Annotated in this window: 20 protein-coding genes and 1 riboswitch; of the genes, 7 read left to right on the top strand and 13 right to left on the bottom strand. The window is 68.0% G+C overall.

Annotated features, from left to right (window positions below):
• Positions 1-44 precede the first annotated feature (44 nt).
• From F1654_RS13905 to F1654_RS09270, 5 genes are all read right to left on the bottom strand, one after another.
• Positions 45-581 (bottom strand): hypothetical protein, encoded by a 537-nt coding sequence (locus tag F1654_RS13905; protein WP_199200524.1) that lies wholly within the window; start codon positions 579-581, stop codon positions 45-47.
• A gap of 50 nt (positions 582-631) precedes the next feature.
• The gene (locus tag F1654_RS09285; protein WP_150023238.1) at positions 632-913 is read right to left on the bottom strand and encodes a DUF2312 domain-containing protein; all 282 of its coding nucleotides are present in this window, start codon (positions 911-913) and stop codon (positions 632-634) included.
• An 82-nt stretch (positions 914-995) separates the two neighbouring features.
• Entirely contained in the window at positions 996-1,934 is a 939-nt protein-coding gene (locus tag F1654_RS09280; RefSeq protein WP_150023237.1) for an alpha/beta fold hydrolase, read from the bottom strand.
• Positions 1,935-1,993: 59 nt separating this feature from the next.
• A complete protein-coding gene (locus F1654_RS09275; RefSeq protein WP_150023236.1) occupies positions 1,994-2,512 on the bottom strand; it encodes a tetratricopeptide repeat protein in 519 nt (172 codons plus the stop codon).
• A gap of 520 nt (positions 2,513-3,032) precedes the next feature.
• The gene (locus F1654_RS09270) at positions 3,033-3,716 is read right to left on the bottom strand and encodes an SDR family oxidoreductase (protein ID WP_150023235.1); all 684 of its coding nucleotides are present in this window, start codon (positions 3,714-3,716) and stop codon (positions 3,033-3,035) included.
• A 193-nt stretch (positions 3,717-3,909) separates the two neighbouring features.
• Between F1654_RS09270 and F1654_RS09265 the strand changes: the two genes are divergently transcribed.
• Positions 3,910-8,823 (top strand): NAD-glutamate dehydrogenase, encoded by a 4,914-nt coding sequence (locus F1654_RS09265; RefSeq protein ID WP_150023234.1) that lies wholly within the window; start codon positions 3,910-3,912, stop codon positions 8,821-8,823.
• On the opposite strand, the gene F1654_RS09260 is transcribed toward F1654_RS09265, so the two are convergent.
• The 4 genes from F1654_RS09260 to F1654_RS14110 are packed head-to-tail and all read right to left on the bottom strand — an operon-like array spanning position 8,808 to position 13,209.
• Positions 8,808-9,560, bottom strand: coding sequence for an ABC transporter ATP-binding protein (locus F1654_RS09260; RefSeq protein WP_150023233.1), 753 nt, complete (start codon positions 9,558-9,560; stop codon positions 8,808-8,810). The genes F1654_RS09265 and F1654_RS09260 overlap by 16 nt on opposite strands.
• The gene (locus F1654_RS09255; RefSeq protein WP_150023232.1) at positions 9,557-10,546 is read right to left on the bottom strand and encodes a FecCD family ABC transporter permease; all 990 of its coding nucleotides are present in this window, start codon (positions 10,544-10,546) and stop codon (positions 9,557-9,559) included. Before F1654_RS09255 ends, F1654_RS09260 begins: the two co-directional genes overlap by 4 nt.
• Positions 10,543-11,382 (bottom strand): ABC transporter substrate-binding protein, encoded by an 840-nt coding sequence (locus F1654_RS09250; protein WP_150023231.1) that lies wholly within the window; start codon positions 11,380-11,382, stop codon positions 10,543-10,545. The genes F1654_RS09255 and F1654_RS09250 overlap by 4 nt, the downstream gene beginning before the upstream one ends.
• 9 nt (positions 11,383-11,391) lie before the next feature.
• Positions 11,392-13,209, bottom strand: a complete 1,818-nt coding sequence (locus tag F1654_RS14110; protein WP_199200523.1) for a TonB-dependent receptor plug domain-containing protein — start codon at positions 13,207-13,209, stop codon at positions 11,392-11,394.
• Between the two features lie 175 nt (positions 13,210-13,384).
• Positions 13,385-13,594: riboswitch (cobalamin riboswitch) on the bottom strand.
• A gap of 185 nt (positions 13,595-13,779) precedes the next feature.
• Here F1654_RS14110 and mdh point away from each other — a divergent pair.
• From mdh to F1654_RS09230, 3 genes are all read left to right on the top strand, one after another.
• On the top strand, positions 13,780-14,748 hold the full coding sequence (mdh, locus tag F1654_RS09240) for a malate dehydrogenase (RefSeq protein ID WP_150023230.1): 969 nt from the start codon (positions 13,780-13,782) through the stop codon (positions 14,746-14,748).
• Positions 14,749-14,910: 162 nt separating this feature from the next.
• Positions 14,911-15,939, top strand: coding sequence for an aspartate-semialdehyde dehydrogenase (locus F1654_RS09235; RefSeq protein ID WP_150023229.1), 1,029 nt, complete (start codon positions 14,911-14,913; stop codon positions 15,937-15,939).
• A gap of 80 nt (positions 15,940-16,019) precedes the next feature.
• Positions 16,020-16,607: a hypothetical protein gene (locus F1654_RS09230; protein WP_150023228.1), complete on the top strand. Its 588-nt coding sequence runs from the start codon at positions 16,020-16,022 to the stop codon at positions 16,605-16,607.
• A gap of 4 nt (positions 16,608-16,611) precedes the next feature.
• Here the strand turns inward: F1654_RS09230 and F1654_RS09225 are convergent, their stop codons facing one another.
• The gene (locus tag F1654_RS09225; RefSeq protein WP_233205205.1) at positions 16,612-18,528 is read right to left on the bottom strand and encodes a glycosyltransferase family 2 protein; all 1,917 of its coding nucleotides are present in this window, start codon (positions 18,526-18,528) and stop codon (positions 16,612-16,614) included.
• 154 nt (positions 18,529-18,682) lie between these two features.
• Between F1654_RS09225 and F1654_RS09220 the strand changes: the two genes are divergently transcribed.
• Together F1654_RS09220 and F1654_RS09215 are read left to right on the top strand one after the other, a co-directional pair.
• Positions 18,683-19,609, top strand: a complete 927-nt coding sequence (locus F1654_RS09220) for a porin family protein (protein ID WP_150023227.1) — start codon at positions 18,683-18,685, stop codon at positions 19,607-19,609.
• A 166-nt stretch (positions 19,610-19,775) separates the two neighbouring features.
• Positions 19,776-21,710: a hypothetical protein gene (locus F1654_RS09215; RefSeq protein WP_150023226.1), complete on the top strand. Its 1,935-nt coding sequence runs from the start codon at positions 19,776-19,778 to the stop codon at positions 21,708-21,710.
• A 4-nt stretch (positions 21,711-21,714) separates the two neighbouring features.
• Here the strand turns inward: F1654_RS09215 and F1654_RS09210 are convergent, their stop codons facing one another.
• Positions 21,715-22,191 carry a universal stress protein gene (locus F1654_RS09210; RefSeq protein ID WP_150023225.1) on the bottom strand — a complete coding sequence of 159 codons (477 nt, stop codon included), beginning with the start codon at positions 22,189-22,191 and terminating at the stop codon, positions 21,715-21,717.
• A gap of 51 nt (positions 22,192-22,242) precedes the next feature.
• On the opposite strand from F1654_RS09210, the gene F1654_RS09205 reads away from it, so the two are divergent.
• On the top strand, positions 22,243-22,824 hold the full coding sequence (locus F1654_RS09205; RefSeq protein WP_150023224.1) for a hypothetical protein: 582 nt from the start codon (positions 22,243-22,245) through the stop codon (positions 22,822-22,824).
• On the opposite strand, the gene F1654_RS09200 is transcribed toward F1654_RS09205, so the two are convergent.
• Positions 22,785-23,576, bottom strand: a complete 792-nt coding sequence (locus F1654_RS09200) for a hypothetical protein (protein ID WP_150023223.1) — start codon at positions 23,574-23,576, stop codon at positions 22,785-22,787. The two genes, F1654_RS09205 and F1654_RS09200, sit on opposite strands and share 40 nt — an antisense overlap.
• The gene (gshB, locus tag F1654_RS09195) at positions 23,573-24,517 is read right to left on the bottom strand and encodes a glutathione synthase (protein ID WP_150023222.1); all 945 of its coding nucleotides are present in this window, start codon (positions 24,515-24,517) and stop codon (positions 23,573-23,575) included. The genes F1654_RS09200 and gshB overlap by 4 nt, the downstream gene beginning before the upstream one ends.
• Between the last annotated feature and the right edge of the window lie 2 nt (positions 24,518-24,519).

Genomic DNA, 24,519 nt, shown 5'->3' with positions numbered 1-24,519 from the left:
TTGTCATTGGGGTTCCGCCCTTCGTATTCGAGCCATTGGCCCGCCTAGGCGTCGTTTGAGTCATCGCGCCCGCCGCGAATAATGCGCAGCGCCGGGCGGGCGGCGCGGGCAGGCGACAAGCCCGGCGCCTCATCGCGAACAGTGGCTTCCGGCGCCGGCGCCGCCTCCGGCATGTCCTCGTGAATATCGCGCGCCCGGGCCCTGGAGGCCGGCGCCTTGGGACGGAAGCTGGAGCGGCGGTTAAAGCCCTTGCGGGGCTTGCCGCGGGCCTTGGCCTCGATCTCTTTGAGCTTGACCAGCTGCAGATGGGACAGCGCCTCGCCCGGCGCGCCCTTGGCCGGATCGGCGAAGGCCGAGCCGAAGCGCGTCAGGCGCGCCTCCACCGAGCTCATGAATTCATCTTCCCAGTCGGTCAGCGCGGCGCGGGCGGCCTGAGCCGCGTCCGGGTCCTCGGCGTCCGCGATGGCGCGGTCCACGGCGGCGCGCGCCTTGCGGATGCGGGCCAGCGCCTTGCGCGCGGCCCGGTCATCGCGGGCGGCCGGCTTGCCGTCTGGCGGCGCATCATCACGCCCGCGGGCCATCAGCGCCCCTTTTTGGTTTCCGGCCCGGTGTCCGGCGCAAGATGTGCGGCTCAGAACTCTCCCACCGCGCCCAGATACAGCTCCAGCAGGGCTTCCTGCTCCTGGCGCTCATTGCGGTCCTGCTTGCGGATCGAGATCACCTTGCGCAACACCTTGGTGTCGAACCCGAAGCTCTTGGCCTCGGCATAGACTTCCTTGATATCGGCGGCGATGCCGGCCTTTTCCTCTTCCAGGCGCTCGATGCGCGACACGAAGCTTTTCAGCTGATCGCGCGCCGCCGCGCCGATGGCGTCGGATTCGTCTTTTTCGGGAAGGGCGGCGATATCGGCCATGAGCGTGTCTCCTGGGTGGGCGGGGTCAAGGGATCGGCCCGGATGCATAGGCGAGGCGGGGCCTCAAGGGCAAGCGCGCGGCTCAATGGTTACGCGCATCCGGCGCGGTCAAACGCGCCCGCACGGTCTCCAGCGCCTCCACAACCGCAGCCGCGCCCGCCTCGCCATGGTGCGGGTTATGGCCCGCCGCGTCCAGCTCGCGCAGCTCGCCCGCCGGCAGGGTCTCAGCCACCGGGTGCGCGTGGCGCCGGGTGGAGACCACCGAGTCCTGCGGCCCGGCGATCAGGATCACCGGCTGGGTGATCTCGCCATAGCGCTCTTCCTGGGCGGCCAGATGGTCATTGACCCGGGCCATGTCTTCGGCATTGGCCCGCCACGGGCCGGGGCGCAGGATCAGCGCCAGGCGAACGCGCTCCACATAATTGTCCGGCAGGGGTTCGGGATGGAAGGCGCTCGCCGCCCCACTCTCCAGCTGGCCGGGACCGGACAGCGGAACCACCGCGTGCGTGATCACCGGACCCACCACCGGCCAGAGCGTCGCCCGGTTGTAGAACGCCGCCTCGCCCACATGGGCGCGCAGGGCCGGCGCGATCAGCACCGCCCCGGCGGTCTTGTCAGGATGGTCCATCATCAGGCGCAGCGTGATCGCCCCGCCCCAGGAATGACCGATCACCGTGACCGGTCCGGTCTCCATCGCATCCAGAAACGCCGCGATCAGCGCCGCCTCGCGCTGCGGGCTCCAGGCGCCGGACGGGCGTTCGCTCCAGCCCAGCCCCGGCCGGTCGAGCCAGATCACCCGGTAGTGCGCCAGCGGGCCTTCCAGCGCGCTCCTGAGCTCATGCAGATTGGCCGAGGCGCCGTGCAGCGCCAGCACCGCGGGCGCGCCCTCCGGTCCCGTCACATGATAGTGCAGCGCCACGTCCTGCACGGTGAGGAACGCCCCATCGGGGGCGAAACGCTCGGCGATGTCTGATGACCGCCCGGCGCCGGCCGCGCACGCCGACAGCACCAGAACCGCCATTATCAAAACGGAAATCGCCGTTATCACTACGGGAACCGGGGGATAAGCAAGGCTAGCGCTCACAGGGCGCGCCCCGCCAGATCACGCGACAGACGCGCTTGCGCCTGGCCCGCACGGGCGTGGTGAGGATGGACGCCGAGCGCCTCTTCATACGCTTCCAGCGCCGCTTCACGCGCCCCCGCGCGCTCCAGCGCCTGGCCCAGCATGACCCAGGCGTCAAACCGGCGCGGCTCATGGGTGACAGCGGTGTTGAGCGCCTCCAGCGCAAAGCTCCAGTCCTCGTCCTCGGCGGCCAGCCGGGCCGCCGCGACCCAGCCTTCGGCAAAGTCCGGTTCCAGCAAGTGCAAGTGATTCAAGGATCTGCGTGCGGTGTCCCGGTCGCCGCGCTCGCTCGCCTCATGCGCCCGCTTGAGCAGGAGATCGGCCACGGGACCGGCCTGCTGGCGCCAGAGTGAGATGACCTCATCGGCGATCATGTCCGCCGAGGCGGGCGTCTCCGCCTCTTTCAGGGCGGACAGACGCGCCTCAAGGCGCTCCTCCAGCGTCTGATGCGCCCGCGCTTCGTCGAGACGAATCACGGGGGCGGCATCGGCCTGGGCTAGGGCAAGAACCAGCTCAATCATGGGGTTTGAACAATAGGCGTCTGTGCTCTCCAGGCAAGCGCAGCCGCGCAGATCACGCCCCTCACAGACTTGTGACCGACGCACGCTTGCGCCTGTCCGCGCCAGCACGCTCTAATGACAATGAAGTTAACGGGGCATGGGCAGAACAGCCCGGGCAAGAAAATCAGACTCTTGGCGATTTCGGGTTCATCGCGCGCACGCGCGCCGGACCCGGCCGGCAGGCAAGGCGGGGCGGATAACACACAGCGAACAGTGCTTGCACATTGCGTGCTGCGTATTATATCTCGGGACAGGTTGAACAGCTTCACAAAACGCGTACAGCAAACAGGCCTCAGAGTGCGTCCCCCCAGCCTGCCCGATGAGGCCTGCAGGCGCCGCCGGACATGCCTGTCCCCGTCCGGCGGCGCCGTCCCCTCAAGTCAAACGCCCCGCGCTTGAGCGCGGGGCGTTTTGCATTTCAGCTCAAGAGCCTGAACTACCAGGGCAGGTCCTGGCCGCTGACATGGAAGAAGCGCCCGCTCATGGCCGGATTGGCCCGGGCGATCAGGTCAAGCTGCCCTTCCACCGATTCGGTGACCGTCAGCTGGCCGCCCGGCCCGCCCATATCGGTTTTCACCCAGCCCGGATGCAGGATCAGCACGATCACGCCCTTGGGCTTGAGATCGATGCTCAGCGATTTGCCCACAGCGTTGAGCGCCGCCTTGGAAGCGCGGTAAGCGTACATCCCGCCCGACGTATTGTCGGCGATAGAGCCCATGCGGGTTGATTGCAGCGCAATCACCTTGAGCTGGCTGCGCGCCACCTGGTCGGCGAACGCTTCGGCCAGCGCCAGCGGCGCCTGAGCGTTGATCTGCATGGCGGTGATGAAATCCTCGCCGGCGGCGGAGCCGAACCCGGCGCGGCTCATCACGCCGGCATTGGCGAACACGATGTCCAGCGGGCCGCTGACCTTCGACTGCAAGGCTTTGGCCGCGCCGGGATCGCTGGCGTCATAGGCCTCGATGCGCAGGCGCCCGTCGCCGGGGTCAAGCGATTTGAGGTCTGCAGCGCCCTGGGGATCGCGCACGGCGGCGGTGACGGTCCAGCCGCGCTGCAAGAGCTGGCGGACATGTTCCAGGCCAAGGCCGCGATTGGCGCCGGTGATCAGGGCATGGGGCATGGGGCGATCCTTCCGATAAAGGGACGTTTTGGCGTCCTTGCGTGCTGGCGCGCACATGACCACAGCCCCGATGACAGGTCCAGACGCCGCGCAGCGCTTGAACGGTACGGCGGGCGCAGTAGTGTGCGGCCAGTCATCTTTCCTTGGAGGCGCGCCGCTTCGCGCGCGCCCCACACTCCGGGAGCCGCCGGTCATGAACGCTGTCGTCAGCGTCGCACACGCTTACAATCAGGACGCCTTCGAGAAGGCTGGACAAACCCTGTTCGCCAAGCGCTTCAAAGCCTGCGGGTCGGATGCGCAGAGCTATCTCCAGCAGGTCTGGAGCGACGCTCTGGCCGATGACATGTCTGGCCTGTCCATGGACGATGCGCTGGCCCTGGCCGCGGAGTTCTGGGCTTACGCTGCGGAGCGCCCGGGTGAAAAAATCAAGGTGCGCGTGCGCTGCGCCCAAGGCGCGGACGGGCGCGAGCTGGACCGCGATATTCTCGAGGTGATCGGTCAGGACCGCCCCTTCCTGGTGGATTCGGTAATGGGCGAGATCGCAGGCATGGGCCTGGATGTGCTGGCCATGTTCCATCCCATCGTCCAGGTGCGCCGCGATTCGGACGCCAACCGGGTCGGGAGCGGCGGGCGGGTGATCAAGGAATCCATGATCCAGGTGCATGTGGACCGGCTCTCGCCGGAGAGCCGCGCCCGCCTGGAGCAGGAGATCATGGCCGCCCTGATCGATCTGCGCGATGCGGTGGATGACTGGCAGGGCATGCTCGACCAGATGGACGAGGTGATCGGCCATATCGCCTCGGCGCCCACCAGTGCGCCCAAGGACGAGCTTGAGGAGTCGCTGGCCTTCCTGCGCTGGCTGCGCGAGGGCCATTTCACCTTCCTGGGCTGCCGGGACTATCGCTATATCGTGGGGCCGGACGGCAAGCTGGAACGCAAGGAGCCCGATATCGTGCCCGATTCCGGGCATGGCGTGTTGCGCGATCCCGACCGCAATGTGCTGCGCTCCACCGCCGAGCCGCTGCTCCTGAGCCCGGCCATCGAGGCGTATTTGCGCGCGCCGTCTCCGGTGATCGTCGCCAAGTCCAACATGAAAAGCCGCGTCCACCGGCGCGTCTACATGGACTATATCGGGGTCAAGCGTTACCGCAGCGACGGCTCGGTGATCGGCGAGACCCGGTTTGTGGGCCTGTTCACCTCCGACGCCTATGACCAGATGGCCCGCGAGGTGCCGCTGATCCGGCGCAAGGTGCGCCGGGTGATCGAGCGCTCGGGCAAGCCGGCGGGTTCGCACTCCTACAAGAAGCTCCAGAACATCGTGGAGAACTATCCGCGCGACGAGCTGTTCCAGACAGAGGAAGACGATCTGCTGCAGCTGGCGCTGGGCATTTTGCATCTCAATGACCGTCCGCGCACCAAGCTGTTCATGCGCCGCGACCAGTTTGACCGGTTCGTCTCCTGCCTGCTGTTCGTGCCGCGCGAGCGCTATAACTCCAAGGTTCGCGAACAGGCGGGCGAGCTGATCCGCGAGGCCTTCAACGGACGGCTGTCGGCCTTCTACCCCAATTTCGGCGACGGCCCGCTGGCGCGGGTCCATTTCATCATCGGCCTGGACCCGTTCAAGCATCCCGAGCCCGATCCGGCCGAGCTGGAGCGCCAGGTGGCCGAGCTGGCGCGCACCTGGGAGGACGAACTCAACGCCGCGGCGCGCGCCGCCTCCGACACGGCCCTGCGCCGGGCGGCGCTCAATTATCTGGACGGCTATTCGGCCGGCTATCGCGAGCGTTACAACGCCGCCGAGGCGCTGGCCGACATCCAGCGCATGGAGACCATCAGCGCCGACCGCCCCCTGGCTGCGCGCGCCTTCAACGCGCCGGGCGAGGGCGCCGGGCGCATGCGCCTGAAGCTCTACCGCCACGGCGAGCAGGTGGCCCTGTCTGAAGTCCTTCCCGTGCTGGAGAATCTGGGCCTGCATGTGCAGGCTGAATCGGGCTATGCCGTGCGCCGCAAGCGCGAGGGTGAGGACGCCGAAACCTTGTGGGTGCACGAGTTCGAGGCGCGCCTGACCACCGGCGCCATCAAGGACGCCGCCAGCGCCGCCGAGCCCTTCGAGGCGGCCCTGCTGGCGGTTCTGTCGGGCCAGGCCGAGGATGACGGCTTCAACCGGCTGGTGCTGGCCATCGGCGTGACCTGGCGCCAGGCCGCCTTCCTGCGCGCATGCGCGCGCTACCGCCAGCAATCGGGCCTGGACCCCTCCCAGTCCTTGCAGGAAGAAGCCTTCGCCGCCCATCCGGACATTGCGCGCGGGCTTCTGTCACTGGCGGAAACCCGGTTTGACCCGGCCCTCGAACTGGACCTCAAGGCGCGCGAGGCCAAGGCCAAATCCATCGCCCAGGAGCTGCGCGTCCAGCTCGATGCGGTGGAGAGTCTCGATCATGACCGGGCCCTGCGCCGCATACTGCGCCTGATCGAGGCGGTGCTGCGGACCAATTTCTACCAGACCGATGAACACGGCGCGCCCAAGCCCTGGATCTCGCTCAAGATCGCCAGCCGCAAGCTGCGCGACCTGCCCGAGCCCAAGCCCTATCGCGAGATTTTCGTGTGGAGCCCCCGGGTGGAAGGCGTGCATATCCGCTTCGGTCCGGTGGCGCGCGGCGGCTTGCGCTGGTCGGACCGGCGCGAGGATTTCCGCACCGAGGTGCTCGGTCTGGTCAAGGCCCAGCAGGTCAAGAACGCGGTCATCGTGCCGGTCGGCTCCAAGGGCGGGTTCTACGCCAAGCAATTGCCCGACCGCTCCGACCGCGAGGCCTGGCTCGCCGAAGGCCAGGAGGCCTACAAGGTGTTCCTGCGCGGGCTGCTGGACATCACCGACAACCTCTCCGAGGACGCGGTCAAGCGGCCCGGAAATGTGGTGTGCTGGGACGATGAGGATCCCTATCTCGTCGTCGCCGCCGACAAAGGCACGGCCACCTTTTCCGACATGGCCAACACCGTGGCCCAGAGCGAGTATGATTTCTGGCTCGGCGACGCCTTCGCCTCGGGCGGATCTGCGGGCTATGACCACAAGAAGATGGGCATCACCGCACGCGGCGCCTGGGTCTCGGTCCAGCGCCATTTCCGCGAGATGGGCAAGGACATCCAGACCGAACCCTTCACCGTGATCGGCGTGGGCGACATGTCCGGGGACGTGTTTGGCAATGGCATGCTGTTGTCCAAGCAGATCCGGTTGCTGGCCGCCTTCGACCATCGCGATATCTTCATTGATCCGGACCCGGCCGATCCGGCTGTCTCCTGGGCCGAGCGCGAGCGCCTGTTCAAGCTGCCCCGCTCCAGCTGGCAGGACTATGACGCCTCGCTGATCTCCAAGGGCGGCGGCGTGTTCTCCCGCTCAGCCAAGGCGATCACGCTCAATGACGCGATCCGCGCCCTCACCGGCCTTGAGGGCAAGACCGCTACGCCCAACGAGTTGATGCGCGCCCTGCTCAAAGCCGAGGCCGAGCTGATCTGGTTCGGCGGCATCGGCACCTATGTAAAGGCGTCCCAGGAACAGGACTATGAAGTGGGCGACCGGGCCAATGACCCGATCCGCATCAATGGCGCCGAACTGAAGGCCGCCGTCATCGGCGAGGGCGCCAATCTGGGCCTGACCCAGGCTGCGCGCATCGAATACGCCCGCAGCGGCGGGCGCTGCAATGCGGACTTCGTGGACAACTCGGCCGGAGTGGACAGCTCCGACCATGAGGTCAACATCAAGATTTTGCTCAACCCCATGGTCCGCGACGGCCAGATGGACCTGAAGGCGCGCAACGCCCTGCTGGAATCCATGACCGACGCGGTGGCCGAGCACGTGCTGGCGCATAATTACGACCAGTCCCTGGCGCTCACCATCGCGCGCGAGCACGCCGCCGAGGACATCGACGCCCATGAGCGCCTGATGGACCGGCTGGAGCGCGCCGGGCGCCTGGACCGCAAGGTGGAGGGCCTGCCCTCGGCCGAGCAGATCCGCGAGCTGAAAGAGCAGGGCCTGGGCCTGACCCGGCCCGAGATCGCGGTGCTGATCAGCTATGCCAAGATCACATTGTTTGATGAGATCGTGGCCTCCGGCGCGCCGGACGACCCCCATTTCACCGACATGCTGGTCACCTATTTCCCGCATCAGCTGGCCCGCCACGGCGAAGCCATGCAGGGCCACCGGCTGAAACGCGAGATCATCGCCACGCGCCTGGCCAATGACATGGTCAATCTGGGCGGCCCCACCTTCCTGTCGCGCGCCATCGAAAGCACGGGCGCATCGGCGGACGCCATCGCCCGCGCCTTCGAGGCGGGCCGGCGCATCTTCCGCTTCAAGGACTTCACCGACCGCATTAATGCGCTGGACAACCAGGCCCCCGCCTCGGTCCAGACCGCCTTGCATGACGAGGTGATCCGGTTGTTGCGCCGTCAGACCTACTGGCTGGCGCGCCGGGCCATGGGCGGCGAGGCGGTTCCGGTCGCCGATGTGATCGCGGCCTATCAGCCCGGCGTGGATGCGCTCAAGGCCATGGCCGACGACGTCATCTCGCCGTTTGACGCCGATGGCGTCGCCCACCGCATGGCCGGCTATGCCGAGCAGGGCGCGCCCGAAGACCTGGCGCGCGACGTGGCGCGGCTCAAGCCCCTGACCTCGTCCTCGGACGTGATCGATCTGGCGCGCGAGGCGTCCTGGCCGCTGGCCGCGGCGGCCTGTCTCTATCACGCCGTGGGCGCGCGCTTCCGGTTCGACGTCCTGCGCGGGGCGGGCGGCCAGCTCTCCTCCAGCCTGCACTGGGACCGCCTGGCCATGCGCCGCCTGATCGAGGACCTGTACGCCAGCCAGTACGCCCTGACCCATCAGATCATGGCCTATGCCGGCGAGGCGGGCGGGTCCCTGGCGGCCGGCGTGGAATCCCCGGACCGCAACTGGGCCGGGGAGCTGGTGGCCTCCTGGACCTCGCGTCATGACGCGGAGGTGGACCGGGCCGACCGCACGCTGGAGGAGCTGGGATCGTCGGGCGTGTGGGCGCTGTCAAAAGTGGCCATCGCTTCGACCCAGCTGCGCGAGCTGGCCACGCCTCAGACCGGTTCGTAGCCGCCTGCAGAACGGCGGCGCACGCCGAACACCTGCGCCAGCAGCTCTGCGTTCAGCGCAGCGCGGGGCGCGGCGTCGGCAGCCACCCGGCCCTGATCGAGCACGATCACCCGGTCGGCCCACAGCATCACAGCGTCCAGATCGTGCAGTGCGGCGATCACCGAACGGCCCAGATCGGCTTCGGCGCGCAGCACCGCCATGGCTTCATATTGATGACGCAGATCCAGCGCGGCGGCCGGTTCGTCCACAGCCAGCAGCGGCGCGCGCGCCGCCAGGGCGCGGGCCAGATGGGCGCGCGCCTGCTCACCGCCGGACAGGGCGTCCAATGGCCGGTCGGCCAGCGCCGCTGCGCCCGCCCGGGCCAGCGCGTCATCGACGATTGCCCGGTCCGCCTCAGCCAGCCGCTCATAGGGCGCGCCCGACCAGGCGAACCGGCCAAGGGCGGCCAGATCCTTGACCCGGATCGACCAGGCGCTGGCGCGCTCCTGGGCGAGCCAGGCCGCCTTGCGGCCCCGCTGGGTGGGCGAGAGCGTTTTCACATCCGTCCCGCCGAGCTGCGCCTCGCCTGCGCTCAAGGGCGCCAGGCCTGCAAGCGCGCGCAGCACTGTGGACTTGCCCGCGCCATTGGGTCCAGCCAGCGCCACCAGCTCGCCGGGCGAAACAGACAGGCTCACCTCCTCCAGCACGCACCGTCCGCCCAGCGTGACGCTGGCGTGGATGAGGGCCCCCGCGCTCATCGTCCTATGCTCCGGCTGCGCGCGGCGATCCAGATGAAGGCGGGTGCGCCCACCAGCGCAGCGGCGACGCCGAGCTTGAGCTCCTGGGGGAAGGGCGCCAGGCGCAAGGCAAGATCGGCGAGCGCCAGCAGCGCGCCCGCGGCCAGCGCGCTGGGCAGGACCAGGTCGCCGGGATCATGACGCACCAGCGGGCGCACCAGATGCGGGGCGACAATGCCGACAAAGCCGATAATCCCGGCCACCGCCACCGCTCCGCCGGTCAGGAGCGCGCTGGCGATAATGGCGCACAGCCGGGTGCGGGTGATGTCCGCCCCCAGGCTCGCCGCCGTCTCCTCGCCCAGCGTCAGGGCGCGCAGCCCCGGCAGGGCGAACACGGCGATGACGGCGCCGGCGATCCAGAAGGGCGCGGCCAGCGCCAGATCGGCGAAGGACCGGTTGGCCACCGAGCCCATGAGCCAGTTGACCAGATCACTTAAGGTGAAAGGCGTGGGCGCCAGATTCATCGCCAGCGCGCTCAGCGCCCCGGCAAAACTCGACAGCCCCACCCCCGCCAGGATGAGCTGCACCACCGACAGGCGCGTGGCGGCGAGCCCGGCCAGCACCGCTGCGGCCAGGCCCGCAAACGCGATCGCCATGACCGGCACGGCGAAAGCGCTGAGCGCCGAAAGGCCGAACCAGATGGCGATCACCGCGCCCAGCGCCGCCATGGCGCTGACGCCCAGCACGCCCGGATCAGCCAGCGGATTGCGCAAGAGACCCTGCAGCAACGCCCCTGACGCGCCCAGCGCCGCACCGGTGAGGAAGGCCGCCAGCACGCGCGGCAGGCGGATCTCCAGAACGATCAGGCGCGCGCCGTCCGGTCCCGCGCCGATGAGCCCGGCCAGCGTATCGGCAAGCGAGAGCGGCGCGCTGCCCGCCATCAGCCCGGCGAGGATCGCAGCCAGCCCCGTCAGCGCCAGCACGCCATTGAGTTGAAGCCGCGTCATGAGCCCGGCTCCAGCAGGCTGTCGGCCTGCTCGCGCACCTGCCGGGCGGCTTCAGCCAGCGTCCAGTGGCCGCAGCCGATCATGGCGCCGCCGAGATGAATGACCGGCGTGCGCTCCAGAAGGCGTGTGAGCACCGGATGGCGGGTCTGGCTCCAGTGATCGGCGGCGATGTCGGGCTGGTCGAAAAATCCGGTGATGATCAGTTCGGGCGGGTCCAGCACCAGCGCCTCCAGCGGCAGGCTGGTCCAGCCGATAGCGCCATCGCTGGCGGCGGCGTTCTCCAGCCCCGCCGCCTCGATCATGGCATGGATCAGCGTGCCCGAACCGGTGGTGACGCCGCCCGGCGTCAGATATAACGCGCGCGCGCGCGCGCCCGGCCTGGCGGCGGCGGCGAGATCGGCGCGCATTTGTGCGATCAGGGCCGTCCCGCGCTCACCTTGACCCAGCGCTTGCGCGGTGCGGGCGATGACCGCTTCCATATCCTCGAAACTGCCCGCATAGCCCAGATCATGTACGGCGAGCCCGGCGCGGGCGTAGAAGCCTTGCGCGCGCACGCCGCCGCCAAAACTGCGCACGATGAGATCGGGATGGAGCGCCAGCACGTCCTCGGCGTTGTCGCGCACCCGGCGCAATCCGGCCGCACGCGCGCGCAGGGCGGAATGGGCGTCATCGGGACCGGTGGCGAGGCCGGCGATCTGGTCCCGGTCGGCCAGCGCCAGCACGTATTGATCGGCGCAGAAATCAAGGGAGACAACGCGCGGGCGCTCACCCGCACCGGCCGGGCCGGTGAGGATGAGGGCGGCCAGAGCCGCCAGAACGCCCGCGCGCTGCACCATCTTCACTCCCTAGCGCGACAGCCTGACGCCCACCCAGGCCGAGCGGCCCGGCGTGCCGAAGCCGAACACCTGCTGGTAATGGCGGTCGAGCAGGTTCTCCACCCGGCCATAGAGCTGCAAACGCGGCGTCAGCTGGTAATGGGCGTTGAAGTCCAGACGCGTCCAGGCGCCCGCAGTCCCGAAGGAGTCGGTTTCCGAGCTGTTATAGCGTCCCGAAAGCGTGGCGCCCCAGAGCTCCTGGGTATAGCTCAGCGCCGCATCGGCGGTATGGCGCGGCAGGCGGGCCAGCCGGTTTCCATCGCCGTCCTCGGCCTCCAGCCAGGTATAGCTGGCGCTGGCGCTCCAGCCCTGCGCCAGCCGCACCCGGGCGCCCAGCTCCACGCCGGACGTGTCGGCCCTGGCGATATTCTCGTATCCGCCGGCGGCGAAGGAGAAATCGATGAGGTCGGTGATGTCCTGGGCGAACCAGGTCGCCTCCAGCATCACCGCGCCGCCGGCCAGCGCCAGATCGGCGCCGATATCATAGCCTGCACTGCGTTCGGCCTTCAGGTCCGTGTTGGGTCCCGCGGCCCCGCAGCAGAAAAAGGTGGTCTGGAAAATACTCGGCGCCTTGAAACCCGTGCCGGCATTGGCGCGCAGGCGCAGCGTACCGGCCGCCTGGACCGAGGCGCTGACGCGCCCGGTGGTGGCCCCGCCATAGCGGTCGGATTCATCACGGCGCACGCCGCCGGTCAGCACCACGCCCTCAGCCGGGCGCAGCTCGCCCAGCACGAACAGGCCCTCCTGCCGCGAGCTTTCGCCATCGGCCTTGGAGCGCTCCAGATCCAGCCCCGCCGCCAGGCGGTGGCCCGCCTGAAGCGTCCAGGCCCCGTCCAGGCGCCCGGTCACGCGCTCGCCGCGCGCATCAAAGGAAAACGCGCCATTGGCGAAGGCGTCACGCTCGATATCGGCATAGCCGATCAGGGCCGAGGTGGTGAGGGAGTCACCGGCGAAGCTGTTGGACCAGCGCAGCGAGGCCGAGCGGTCGCGGGTCTTGTCGAATTCGTCGCCATCTTCAACGCCGGTGACCGCGCCGAACGAGTCGTATTCGGTGCGCGCGCGGGTCTGGCGGGCCGCCAAATCCAGCTGCCCGGCTTCACCCAGCTCCAGCCGTCCGCTGGCGTGCAGCGTCACGGCGTCGAACCGGTCGCGCTCGGTATTGCCGTCGCGCTCGTCAGCCTTGGAGATGCCCCCCGTGGCCGTGCTGGTGACGCCCAGACGCAGGGCGCCCGGCTCGCCGGAGGCTTCAAAGGCCGCGCCCCCGCGCAGCGTGTCGAACGAGCCGGCCTCAACAAATCCGCTCACGCCGGTTCCCGGCGCGGCGCGGCGGGTCTCGATGGCGACCACGCCGCCAATGGCGTCCGACCCCCACAGCACCGACTGAGCGCCGCGCAGCACCTCGATGCGCTCCACCGCGTCCGGGTCCAGCGCCGCGAAATTATAGGCGCCGCCCGGCGAGGTGGCGTCATTGACCGGCACGCCGTCGATCAGCACCAGGGTCTGGCCGCCCGAGGCGCCGCGAATGCGCACCGTGGAGGCGCCGCCGAACGCGCCGGTCTGATTGATGGTGACGCCCGGCGCCGCAGCCAGCGTCTCCACCAGAAAGGCGGTCTGGTCCAGTTCGGTCCGTCCGATCACGGTCAGGGCCGTCCCGCTCTCGCGCGCCAGCACCGGCAGGCGCACGGAGGTCACCTTGATCACGTCGGACGTTTCAGATGTTTGAGTGTCAGCCGCCGGCGCGCCTTGCGCCAGCGTCAGGGCCGCAAGGCCCGCAAGGGTGAGGGTCATGTCAGACTCATCCCGATGATGCGCAATCGTGCGGGAGTGAGCGCCCCGCCGCCGCGACTTGTTGAACACCGCGCGCCGGGGAATGCAGACAAGGGCAAACACCGGCGCTCACGCGCTTATCGGTGTCGTTTCACGTGGGATGAACCCGCGCCGGCCTTGGCGTTTTCCCGCGCCCGGTCCGCACGACGTGACGGCAGGTCTCCTGGCTTGCAGATCAACGCGCGTCCGCCGCCTTCCCGAAGCCTTGCGGCCCAGTGGCGATGCTGGCGGACGCCCTCCCTGCTCACAGTTGCGGGTACAGCCCCGGACCTGGAGGCGTTCAGGCCTCCGCACCGGTGTTCCCTCTTTCACCCGCTCGCGCGGGACCGTCGGGGCGCAGGCTTAGGCCCCGTGCGGCTATGCGTCAAGCGTGGCCGGGCGCAGCGCTGCCCGCGCACCCTGTCCGGACATATGAAGTCAGAGCCGATTGCCTTCCCCTGCATCCGGCGCTAGACCCCTTGCCATTGCATTTGTGCGCCTGCGAAGCGGGCGCGGCGGCTCACTTTCCAACCCTCAAGGGGATTAGCTCACATGGCTCGCAAGAAGATCGCCCTGATCGGCGCCGGCATGATCGGCGGCACGCTCGCTCACATCTGCGCCCGCGAGGAGCTGGGCGATGTGGTGCTGATGGATCTGGCCGAGGGCGTGGCCAAGGGCAAGGCGCTCGATCTGGCCCAGGCCAGCCCGGTGTTCGGCAAGGACAGCGCCCTGTCTGGCGGCTCGGTGGAGGATTACGCCCCCATCGCCGGCGCCGATGTGTGCATCGTCACCGCCGGCGTGCCGCGCAAGCCGGGCATGAGCCGCGATGACCTGCTGGGCATCAATCTGAAAGTCATGAAATCGGTGGGCGCGGGCATCAAGGCCCACGCGCCGGACGCCTTCGTGATTTGCATCACCAATCCGCTGGACGCCATGGTGTGGGCGCTGCGCGAGTTTTCCGGCCTGCCTCACGAGAAGGTGGTGGGCATGGCCGGCGTGCTGGATTCGGCGCGCTTCCGCTGGTTCCTGGCCGAGGAGTTCGGCGTCTCGGTGGAGGACGTGACCGCCTTCGTCATGGGCGGGCATGGCGACACCATGGTGCCGCTGACGCGCTATTCCACCGTGGCGGGCATTCCGGTGCCGGACATGATCAAGATGGGCTGGTCGACCCAGGAGCGCATTGACGCCATCGTCCAGCGCACCCGCTCGGGCGGCGGCGAGATCGTCCAGCTGCTGGGCACCGGCTCGGCCTTCTACGCCCCGGCCGAAAGCGCCGTGGCCATGGCCAAATCCTATCTCAACGACAAGAAGCGCATCCTGCCCTGCGCAGCCCATCTGACCGGCCAGTTCGGCGTGGACGGCATGTATGTCGGCGTGCCCATCGTGATCGGCGCGGGCGGCGTGGAAAAGATCGTCGAGATCAGCCTCAACGCCGACGAAAAGGCCATGTTCGACCACTCGGTGGACTCGGTGAAGGGTCTGGTGGAAGCCTGCAAGGGCATTGATCCGGAACTGGCCTGAACCTTTCCTCCCCCGTTTGCGGGGGAGGTGTCAGCGAAGCGGACGGAGGGGGGAGGCCGCACGTTCAAAGTTTGATGATGCGTGCTCCGCCGCTGCCCCCCTCGGTCCTTCGGACCACTCCCCCCGCATGCGGGGGGAGGAACCCCATTCGAGGAACCCGCCATGCCCCTCAATATCGCCGTTCTGGGCGCCACCGGTGCGGTCGGCGCGGAAATGCTCACCATCCTGGCCGAGCGCCTGTTCCCGGCTGAAACTGTCCATGCGCTGGCCAGCCGCAAGTCCATCGGGCGTGAGGTCTCCTATGGCGAGCGCACGCTGAAGATCAAGGACGCCGAGACCTTCGACTACGCAAGCGTCGATCTGGTGCTGATGAGCGCGGGCGGCGATCTGTCGAAAGACATGGCGCCGAAAATCGCCGCGGCCGGCGCGCTGGTGATCGACAACTCCAGCGCCTGGCGCATGGATCCGGACGTACCGCTGGCGGTGCCGGAGGTGAACCCGGACGTGCTCGGCCAGCGGCCGAAAAAGAACATCATCGCCAATCCCAATTGCTCGACCATCCAGACCGTGGTGGCGCTCAAGCCCATTCATGATGCGGCCGGCATCGCGCGCGCCAGCGTGGCGACCTATCAGTCGGTCTCCGGCGCGGGCAAGGAGGCCATGGACGAGCTGTGGACCCAGACCCGGGGCATTTTCGTCAATGACGAGGTGACCCCTGAGCATTTCATCAAGCAGATCGCGTTCAACGTGATCCCCAAGATCGATGTCTTCCTGGACGATGGCTCCACCAAGGAAGAGTGGAAGATGACGGCCGAGACCCAGAAAATTCTCGACCCCTCCATCCGCCTGTTCGCCACCTGCGTGCGCGTGCCGGTGTTCGTGGGCCATTGCGTGGCCGCACATCTGGAGCTGGACCGGCCCTTGAGCCCGGCCAAGGCCCGCTCGATCCTGCGCGAGGCGCCGGGCCTGATGGTGGTCGACCGCGCCGACGAGGATGATCCCCAGCTGGTCACCCCCATCGAGAGCGTGGGCGAATTCGCCACCTTCGTCAGCCGTATCCGCAAGGACCCCACCGTGGAGAACGGGCTGGCCCTGTGGATCGTGTCCGACAATCTGCGCAAGGGCGCCGCGCTCAACGCCGTCCAGATCGCCGAGACCTGCCTGAATGCGGGCTGGCTGAAGGGGCGGTGACCGGGCAGGAAAACCGGCTTTTGCGTTGATCGCCCCGGCAGGCTCTTCTAGGCTCGCGCGTGACGCGAATGGAGAGCCCCATGCTCGCAACACTTTTGCTTCTGACAGCAGGCGTGACGGAACACAGCTGCGACATCCATTTCCCCGAAGGCCAGAACCGGCCCCAGGCGGTCTGCGCAGATGCATCAGCGCAAGCCGCACTGGATCAGCGCCTGGCCGGCGTGCGCCTGCCGCGCGATCTGCAGGGCGCCCCGCCCGTCACGGCGGCGCTGACGCCTGACGCGGATGGCGGCTGGCGGATCCCAACTCAGAGACTGGCGGGTCCGGGATTTGCGATCCCCGCTCAAGCCGTCGGCCGGGGCTGGCACCCGGCCGCCTGCGCCGTGGCCGCGAATGTAAGGCCGAACGGCCGCAGCTCGGATTTACGCGTCGAATGCGCCTTCGGCGCGCCGCCGGGCGAGATGGATTCCCGGCATGTCAGTCTGGCCACATCCGACTACCGCAACGCCGTGAGCCGCTGGCTGCGCGCCCAACGCTTCCTGCCCGGCGATGACGGAGCATGCTTCTCCACCTTGCTGGTGGTCGAGATCAACCATCACGCCTGGGATGAGGCGCTCGAAGAAGGCTGGGCCACGGAGCCTGAGGCCGCCGCGCTGTGCGGACGCTGACGCCTTAGCCCGTAAACGGCGGCGCCTGGCGCGGCTTGGGCGCCTGGAAGGCGCGCTCCGCGCGGCGGGGCGGATAGATCAGCGACAGGGTCGAGCCCAGCGTGTAGTAGGAGCGCAGGAAACGGAAACCCATATAGAGCGGCAGCACCCATAACAGGTCAAAACGCCGCCAGACGATCAGCACGGTCAGCGCCAGAATGAACGGCATGCCCAGGATCACCGCCACCACGGTGGCGAAATCGGGGTGGCCGTAAACGCCCCCGAAAATGAAGAACACGATCAGCCCGTAGATCAGCAGCGGCGTCATCATCGCCCGGCGCGCGCCATTGAGCAGTGTGAAGGGCAAAACCACGCACCCGATGATCGAGCCGTTGCGGAACAGCGCGGTGCGGTTATGGGCGGTCACGTGGTAGAGCGAGCGGAACCAGCGCGTGCGCTGCTCGCGCAGGAAAGCCAGCGTGTCGGGCGTCTCGGTATAGAATTTCGCACGCGGGTCGGAGACCATCCGCCAGCCCAGGCTGGTCATGGCCAGGGTGATGTCGGTGTCCTCGCCATTCATGCCCTCGGTGAAACCGCCCGCCTCGTCCAGCGCGCGCCGGCGATAGATCACGAACATGCCCGGCAGGCCGAAAATCCCGCCGAAAGCCCCAAAGCTCACCTGCACGAAGCCGTGGCGCAACAAGACCTCGATGGCGCGCACCTTGGAGAGCAGGCCCTCATCCTCCTGGGGCAGGGGCAGGCCGCCCACCCCGCCGACCTTGGAATTGGCGAAATGGCGCATGGCGGTACGGATGGCGTCCGGCCCGATCATGGTGTCGGCGTCAATGCGCACCACATACTCGTCCTCGATGAGATCGAGCCCGCGATTGAGCGCCTTGGCCTTTCCGGGAATGGTGCTGACGTCCACCGTCCAGCCTGCCAGATGAAGGCATCCGCCCAGCGTGGTTTCTGCCAGCCGGGCGGTGGCGTCGGTGGAGCAGTTCTCCATCACCACCACCCGCACCGGCCCGTCATAACGCTGCGCGGCGGCGTCCACCGCCAGCAGGGTCTCGCGGATCTGGTGGGCCTCGTTATGAGCCGGCACCAGCACGGTGACCGGCGGGGCGTAGGCGCGCCGGCGCGAGACCATATTGCGCATCCAGCCGATGGTGGCCAGCTGGCCGGTCATCAGCTGCTGGGCCAGGAACACGCCCGGCCCCATCCCGCCCAACAGCGCGATGGAGCGCACATAGCCCGCCTCGTCGGCATAGACCGTGGCCACAATGATCGCGATCACCGCGGCGATGCCCGCCGCAATCAACAGCACCGCGTATTCATGGATCTTGCCGGTGCGCAGATTGGCCACGCCGGAATCCACCGGCAGGCGCGCATTGGAGATGAGGGTGTGGGGAAAGATGGCCAGCCCCGCCATGCCGGCCAGGAATTGCTGGAAATGGATCGGCCAGACCGCGTCCACAAAGCGCCAACTGGCCCACGCCGCACCGTCAATGACCGCGCAAGCCAGGGTGAACTTCAACACAAACAGCCCGCCCAGCCTCATGCGCGTCAGCCGCGAGCCATAGGCGAAAATGGCATAGGTCAGGAAGAAGGACAGGATGAAGCTGCGCACCGGCAGCATGACATTCACCCGGTCGGCGGTGAACAGCACATAATCGCGCGCCACAGGCAGATTGAGCACGCCGGTCTGGACCAGCTCGGGCAGGGCCAGGACGATCACCGCCACGAAGGCGAATGTGACCAGCGCCACGTCCTGCACCGAGCGCGGCCGCGCGACAGACACCGCCTTGGGCGCGGAATCCACGGATCGGAAAAAATCCGCCGCACGGCCCTGATCGTCCAGCGCCTGGCGTGCAGGACGCGATTTGACGGCAGCCTCGCGCGGCGCATCGGGCCGTGTGCGCGCCTTGATCTCATCGTCCATGGCAGGCCCCCTCGCCTGAAAATCGCCCAATCTGCGCCCCTTCAACTCCCCATTCGGGCGCGATGACCCTATCTTAACGCCGCATTAACCGGCAAAATAAAGGCGAAACTGATATCGGGCCGGGCCAGGGCCGAAATTCTTTGAGGGGGACCCCATGCGCAACACCATCGCAGCCGCCGGCCTGGCGCTGGCCGCAAGCGCAGCGGCCGAGGCCCAGCAAGGCCGGTTCGAGTTCACGTCCGACACCATGATCGCGCGTGATGATCCGTTCGCGCCGGACGAGGCGCTGGACGCCGGACCGGGCGGCCAGCCGTTCGGCCTGGCCACGGGATTTGACTCCAATAACTGGGCGCGCTGGGTGCAGCCCCTGTCGGGCCGCCAGGTGCTGCGCTTCGAGCAACAAGCGCGCGTGCGCAGCTTCTTCGACCGCGACGGGCTGGACTCTGTCCTGCTCACCCCGCGCATCCAGTACTGGAACACCACCCAGGACAATACGATCCAGTTCCGCATCCATGCCGCCTACAGCCATTTGTCGCGCAGCGGCTCGACCCACTGGACCCGGCCCGAGGCCGAGGCCCAGCTGCGCTGGCGCCCGCGCGGCGACCGCACGCTGGAAACCGTGGGCCGGCTGCGGCTGAACGCCTATGACTTCCGCAGCGCGCCTTTGCAGGGGCTCAGCTCCACACGCGTGCGCGCCGGACTGGAGCAATACTGGCGCGCGCCGGACGACGCCTGGGAAGTGCGCCTGTCGGCTTTTCGCGAAAGCGCGGATGCGGACGAGCGGCGCTTTTCCTTTGACGAGACCCGCGTGGGCGCGGGCGTGAGCTGGCGCGCGGGCGACCGCACCACGCTGGGCCTGGCCGCCGATTACCGCATGCGCGACTATCGCGGCGCCTTCTCCCAGGCCCTGCCGGTCAACCGCGAGGACCGCCGCCTGCTGGCCGAAGCGCGCGTGGAACGCCAGATCAGCGAGCGCGCGAGCCTGTTCGCAGCGGCCGGTTATCTCGACAATGACTCCAATATCGCCGCGCGCGATTATGGCGGTCCAGCCTGGCGGGCCGGGTTGCGGTTCCGGTTCTGACAACCCGAGTGGCGGACCATTCTGACACAAAGGCGCCTTAATATTACCCGCCAGGCGCCTAATTCGGGTCGCGTGGGGGCCTCATTGGGCGGCGAGACAAGTATGGTGAATTCTCTCTTAACGCCGGGGGCGGGCGAGAGCGACAAAGAGAGCTCAGGGGCTGATCATGAAATCCAGCAAAGAAGACAGACGCCGCTTTCCGTGGTTTTCCGCCTCGCTTGGCGTGATTGCACTGGCGAGCGTGGCGACCTTGTTTGTTTCCGGCCAGCTCAATGCCGGCCAGGGCGATTTCGGCCTGTTCGTCACCCGCATGGCCGAGCGCGTCACCAACGCCCAGGCGGTGATCGGCGTGGAGGGCCGCCACCGCATCAAGTTTGAGGACGCGGGCGCTGACAGCGGCGTCGTTGTCGCGGGCTTCCCCTCGTTCGGCTCTGTGACCCTGCCCCTGGTGCGCGACCAGGCCCCGCGCGCCGTGCGTCTGGTGCTGACCGGCGAACAGGATGTGGGGCCGGACACGGTCACCGCCCTGCAGGTGACGGTCAATGGCCGGCGCGTGATGGAACGTCGCCTGACGCCGGGCCGGCGCAATTTCAACTGGGTGTTCGACCTGACCCAGGAACTGGCCGGCGCTCCCAATGCCCGCGTGGCCTTCAATCTCAGCGGCGACCTGCCTGAAGACCTCTGCCATAACGAGCGCTCCATGGGCGCCATGGTGTCCTTCGCCGCCCAGTCCGGCCTTGAAGTGGATCTCGAGGGTCCGCTGAGCTCGGTGCGCGACGTGATGGCCCTGACCCCCCACCGCGTGACCCTGGCGCTGGACGAAGGCGAAGCCTGGTTTGAACTGGGCGTGCGCCTGGCCGCGCGCCTGGCCCGCAATGGCTATCAGATCGATATCGTCGATCTGGCCACCGCCGCGGCGGACGTGCGTCCTGATACGCGCGGTCTGATCCTGGCCGCCTCTCCCGAAGCCCTGCGCCGGGCCGGCTTCTCGCCTGTGCGCGAGCGCGCACCGGCGGGTGCGGGCCTGTACCGCCGCGCCGGCTCCACCATGGTGGCGGTTCTGGACGCCAGCCGGTTTGAAACCGTCGACTTCCTGACCAGCGAGCTGGCGGCCATCGCCCGCGCTGACGTGATCGACCCTGTGGCTTTCGATGTGCTGGGCCCCGAGTCCGCCCATACGCCGCTGTCCGCCTTTGGCGCCGACACCTCGGTCCAGAACATCGCCAACAGCCGCAACTGGCGCGTGGATTACGCCCTCTCCGACCTGCCGGGCGGACGCCTGCCGCAAGCCGTGGCGCTGGATCTGCGCCTGCCGGAAGGCCCGGACGGCTACACCAATCTCATCCACACCCTGCTCAATGGCGAGATGATCGATTCACGCCGTCTGCAGCCGGGCATGGAGAACCGTTTCACCGTCAATCTGCCCGCTCATCTCCAGGGTCTGGGCAATGCGCTGGAAATCCGCCTGCAGCGCCACAGGGACGTGGGCGGTTGCGCCATCGCCCAACAGCGCTATCCGGTGCAACTGAGTGCTGACAGCGCCCTGGTGTTCGACCAGGGCGAGGGCGCGGCGGGCTTTACCGCCCTGCCGCCGGCTTTCGCCAACGGGCTTGTGGTGCGCCTGCCCGGCGATCTGGAGGGCGCCGAGCGTCTGACCACTGCACGGGTGACCGCCGAGGCGCTGGCGCGCTTCGCGCCGCGCAACACGGCGCTGGAGTTTGAGTTCACCTCTTTGGACAATGGCGCCAGCGGGCGTATCACCCGCCCCTTCCTGGCGATCAATAACGCGCCGTCCAACGCCGAGGCGCCGCTGCGCATCATCGGCGACCGGGTGGCGATGGATTCGCGCGCCGACGTGCGCGATCTGACCAATCTCGCCCTTGTGCAATTCGCACGCGCCCGCCTCAATCCGGGCGCGCCCGAGGACGAGGCGCCGCGCTATGTGCAGGGCCTGATGGTGCACGCTATTGAAGATGCGCCCTCGCTTCTGGGCGCAGCCTTCGGGCGGGAGTTTGTGAGCATCGTCCATGCTGACGGCGAAGCGGTCGTTCCGCGCACCGCCTCCGTGGCCGGCATGAATGCGGTGCTGCCGAGAGGCTAGACGATCAGGCCAGCGCCTTGAGCTGTTCGCGGGTGAGGCCGGCGGGAATCACCGTGACCGGAATCACCCGCTCGTCGAACAGGCCCTTGCCGCGCGCCAGCCCCGCCACCAGCGGACCGGGCCCGTCGCCTTCGGGCGCAGCGCCCAGCACCAGGATGGCGATGGCGTCATCCTCACTGATCAGCTTGCGCAATTCATCCAGCATGACGCCCTCGCGCAAGATCACCTCCGGGCGCGCGCCGGTGACCTCCTCCACGTCTTCGGCCAGGCATTCCAGCGCCGTTTCGGCCCGGGTCAGCGCCTCGGCGCGCATGGCCTCGCCCACGCCCAGCCACAGCTCGCCCGAGCCGTCGGCTTCCGCCACCGCCAGGATCGTCACCGCTCCGCCGGTATTGCGCGCCCGGCGCGCAGCGAAGTATGCAGCCATCCGGCTCTCGTCCGAGCCGTCGGCGACCAGAAGGAATTTGCGCGTCATGGTCATGGAAACAACGGTGGCCTGTTCGCGCGCCCGGAGCAAGAGCGGGCGCGCGTCATGAGGTCAGACGCCCCGCTGATCGTCATGGAAGTGCGCCGCTCGCCGTTTGCGCCCACGCGCACGCTCAGCCTCTATCGCGACCGGATGGACCTGTCGGACAAGGGTTCGCTGGCCCTGCGCATTGATCTGGCCCAGGTTACAGAAGTGCGCCTGACCGTGGAGCCTGCGCCGGGCGTGAAGGGCGCCGCGCTGGTGGTGTGCCGGGTGCGCGCGGGCGGCAAGACCATGGCTTTCGCCTCGCGCCGCCTGCGGCCCGATGGCGGGTGGAGCGATGAAAGCTATGCCTTCCGCCGCGCGCTGACCGGCCTGCATGACGCGCTGAGGCCGCGATTTGGCGAAATCGCCTTCCGCGAAGGCCCGTCCTTGCGCGCCCGGCTGATCCTGTCAGGGACCGGCGCTGCGCTGGCGGCGGGCGCCGTGCTGTTTTCCGGATTTATGCTGTTTGAGCGCCAGGCCGGGCTGCTGGCCGTGATCGGCCTGCCCTTCGCCCTGACCGGCGGCGCCATCACCTGGATGTTCCGTCCGCGCGCCGACAAGGCCTATGACCCGGACGCCCTGATCCAGCGGTTTTCAGGATAGGCCTGCGACAAGGCGAGGTCGCGCGCCGCGCGCACATTCGCATCTGTGACATTTTCCGTGACGAAGCGGTCCACGGGCAAATCAAGGCCCAGCGCCTGAACCGCCATGGATTGCGCCTCCCACTGCCCGCCCACGGGCCAGGCGCATCCGGTTGAGGCAAAGGCCGAGACCCGCAGCGGCAAACAGCCCGTCAGGCAGGCATAGGCCTCGAACGGGCGGGTCACGGCGTCCGGCGCATCCAGCGGCGCTATGGGCACGCCGTCATAAATCTCGCCGCGATCCTCGGTGGCGTTCATCGTCTCGTAGTCGGCATCACTAAGCAGCGTCGCCCACACCCGCGCGGTCCCGCCGGGACGCCCCACCAGCGTGGCGGGCACCGAGCCATAGGCCGCCAGCCGGTTGGCGTAGGCCACGATATGGTCCGGCACGGTGATCTCGATCACCGGGATGGCCACATCATCCAGCTTGTGAGCGAATTTGCGCCGCAACTGGCCCGGCGCGGCGTTGGAGCCCACCGCAGCCACCGCGTGATACTCGCCCGCCTCGAACGCGCCCAGCTGTCGGCCGGTGAGCAACGCCTTCAGGCGCACAGCCTCCCGGCCCGTCTGCACGCGCCAGCCGCCAAACCCGCCCTCGCTGGACAGCAAGGGCCAGCTGGCGCCGTTGACGAAGATGAAGGCCTGCTGCGGGCGCGCGAAGGGATAGCTCAGCGCCCATTGCAGGCTCAGCGTGACCGGGTCGATCGCGCTCATGCGCGCTTCGCCTCGATCCAGTCGGCGATGACGGCCGAGCCGTCCACGCCGGAAAACCGCCGCAGCTCCTGCAGTCCTGTGGGCGAAGTGACGTTGATTTCAGTCAGATAGCGCCCGATCACATCAATGCCCACAAAAACGAGGCCCCGGCGCTTGAGCTCCGGGCCGATGATGGCGCAGATTTCCAGATCGCGCTCGGACAGAGCCGATTCCACCGCCTTGCCGCCCACATGCATATTGGCGCGCACCTCGCCCTCGGCCGGCACCCGGTTGATCGCCCCGATGGGTTCGCCATCGATCAGGATCACCCGCTTGTCGCCATTGCGCACGTCGGGCACGAAGGCCTGGGCCATCAGCGGATCACGGCTGACCTGCTGGAACAGCTCCACCAGCGAGGCGAGATTTTCCGCCGTGTCGCGGATGCGGAACACGCCCGCCCCGCCATTGCCGAACAGCGGCTTGACCACGATGTCGCGGTTATGGAAGGCGAAAAAGGCCCGGATTTCCTTTTCGTCCGAGCTGATCAGGGTCGGCGGCATCAGGCCTTCAAATTTGGTCACGAACAGTTTTTCAGGCGCATCGCGCACATGGCGCGGATCATTGACCACCAGCACGCCGGGCTGGAGATGCTCTAGGATGTGGGTGGAGGTGATATAGCTCATGTCAAAGGGCGGGTCCTGACGCAGGAAGACCACGTCCACGCCATGCAGGTCGAGCGTTTCCGGCGCCGACAGCTTCACATGCCCGCCCTGTACGCGCCTGAGGTCCTCGACCTTTTGCGCCTTTGCGCGCACCCGCCCGTCCTCGAAGCTGAGATGGCGCGGCTCATACACCCACAGCTCATGGCCGCGATTGAAGCATTCCAGCGCAATGTCGAAGGTGGAATCGGCGTTCACATCGACCCCGGTGATGGGGTCCATCTGGAAGGCGATGGTCAGCATGG

The sequence above is a fragment of the Alkalicaulis satelles genome, assembly GCF_008630495.1.
In the GTDB taxonomy this organism is placed as follows: domain Bacteria; phylum Pseudomonadota; class Alphaproteobacteria; order Caulobacterales; family Maricaulaceae; genus Oceanicaulis; species Oceanicaulis satelles.
Note: the sequence above shows the minus strand (reverse complement) of the source record. Positions and strands in the feature narration are given on the sequence as shown.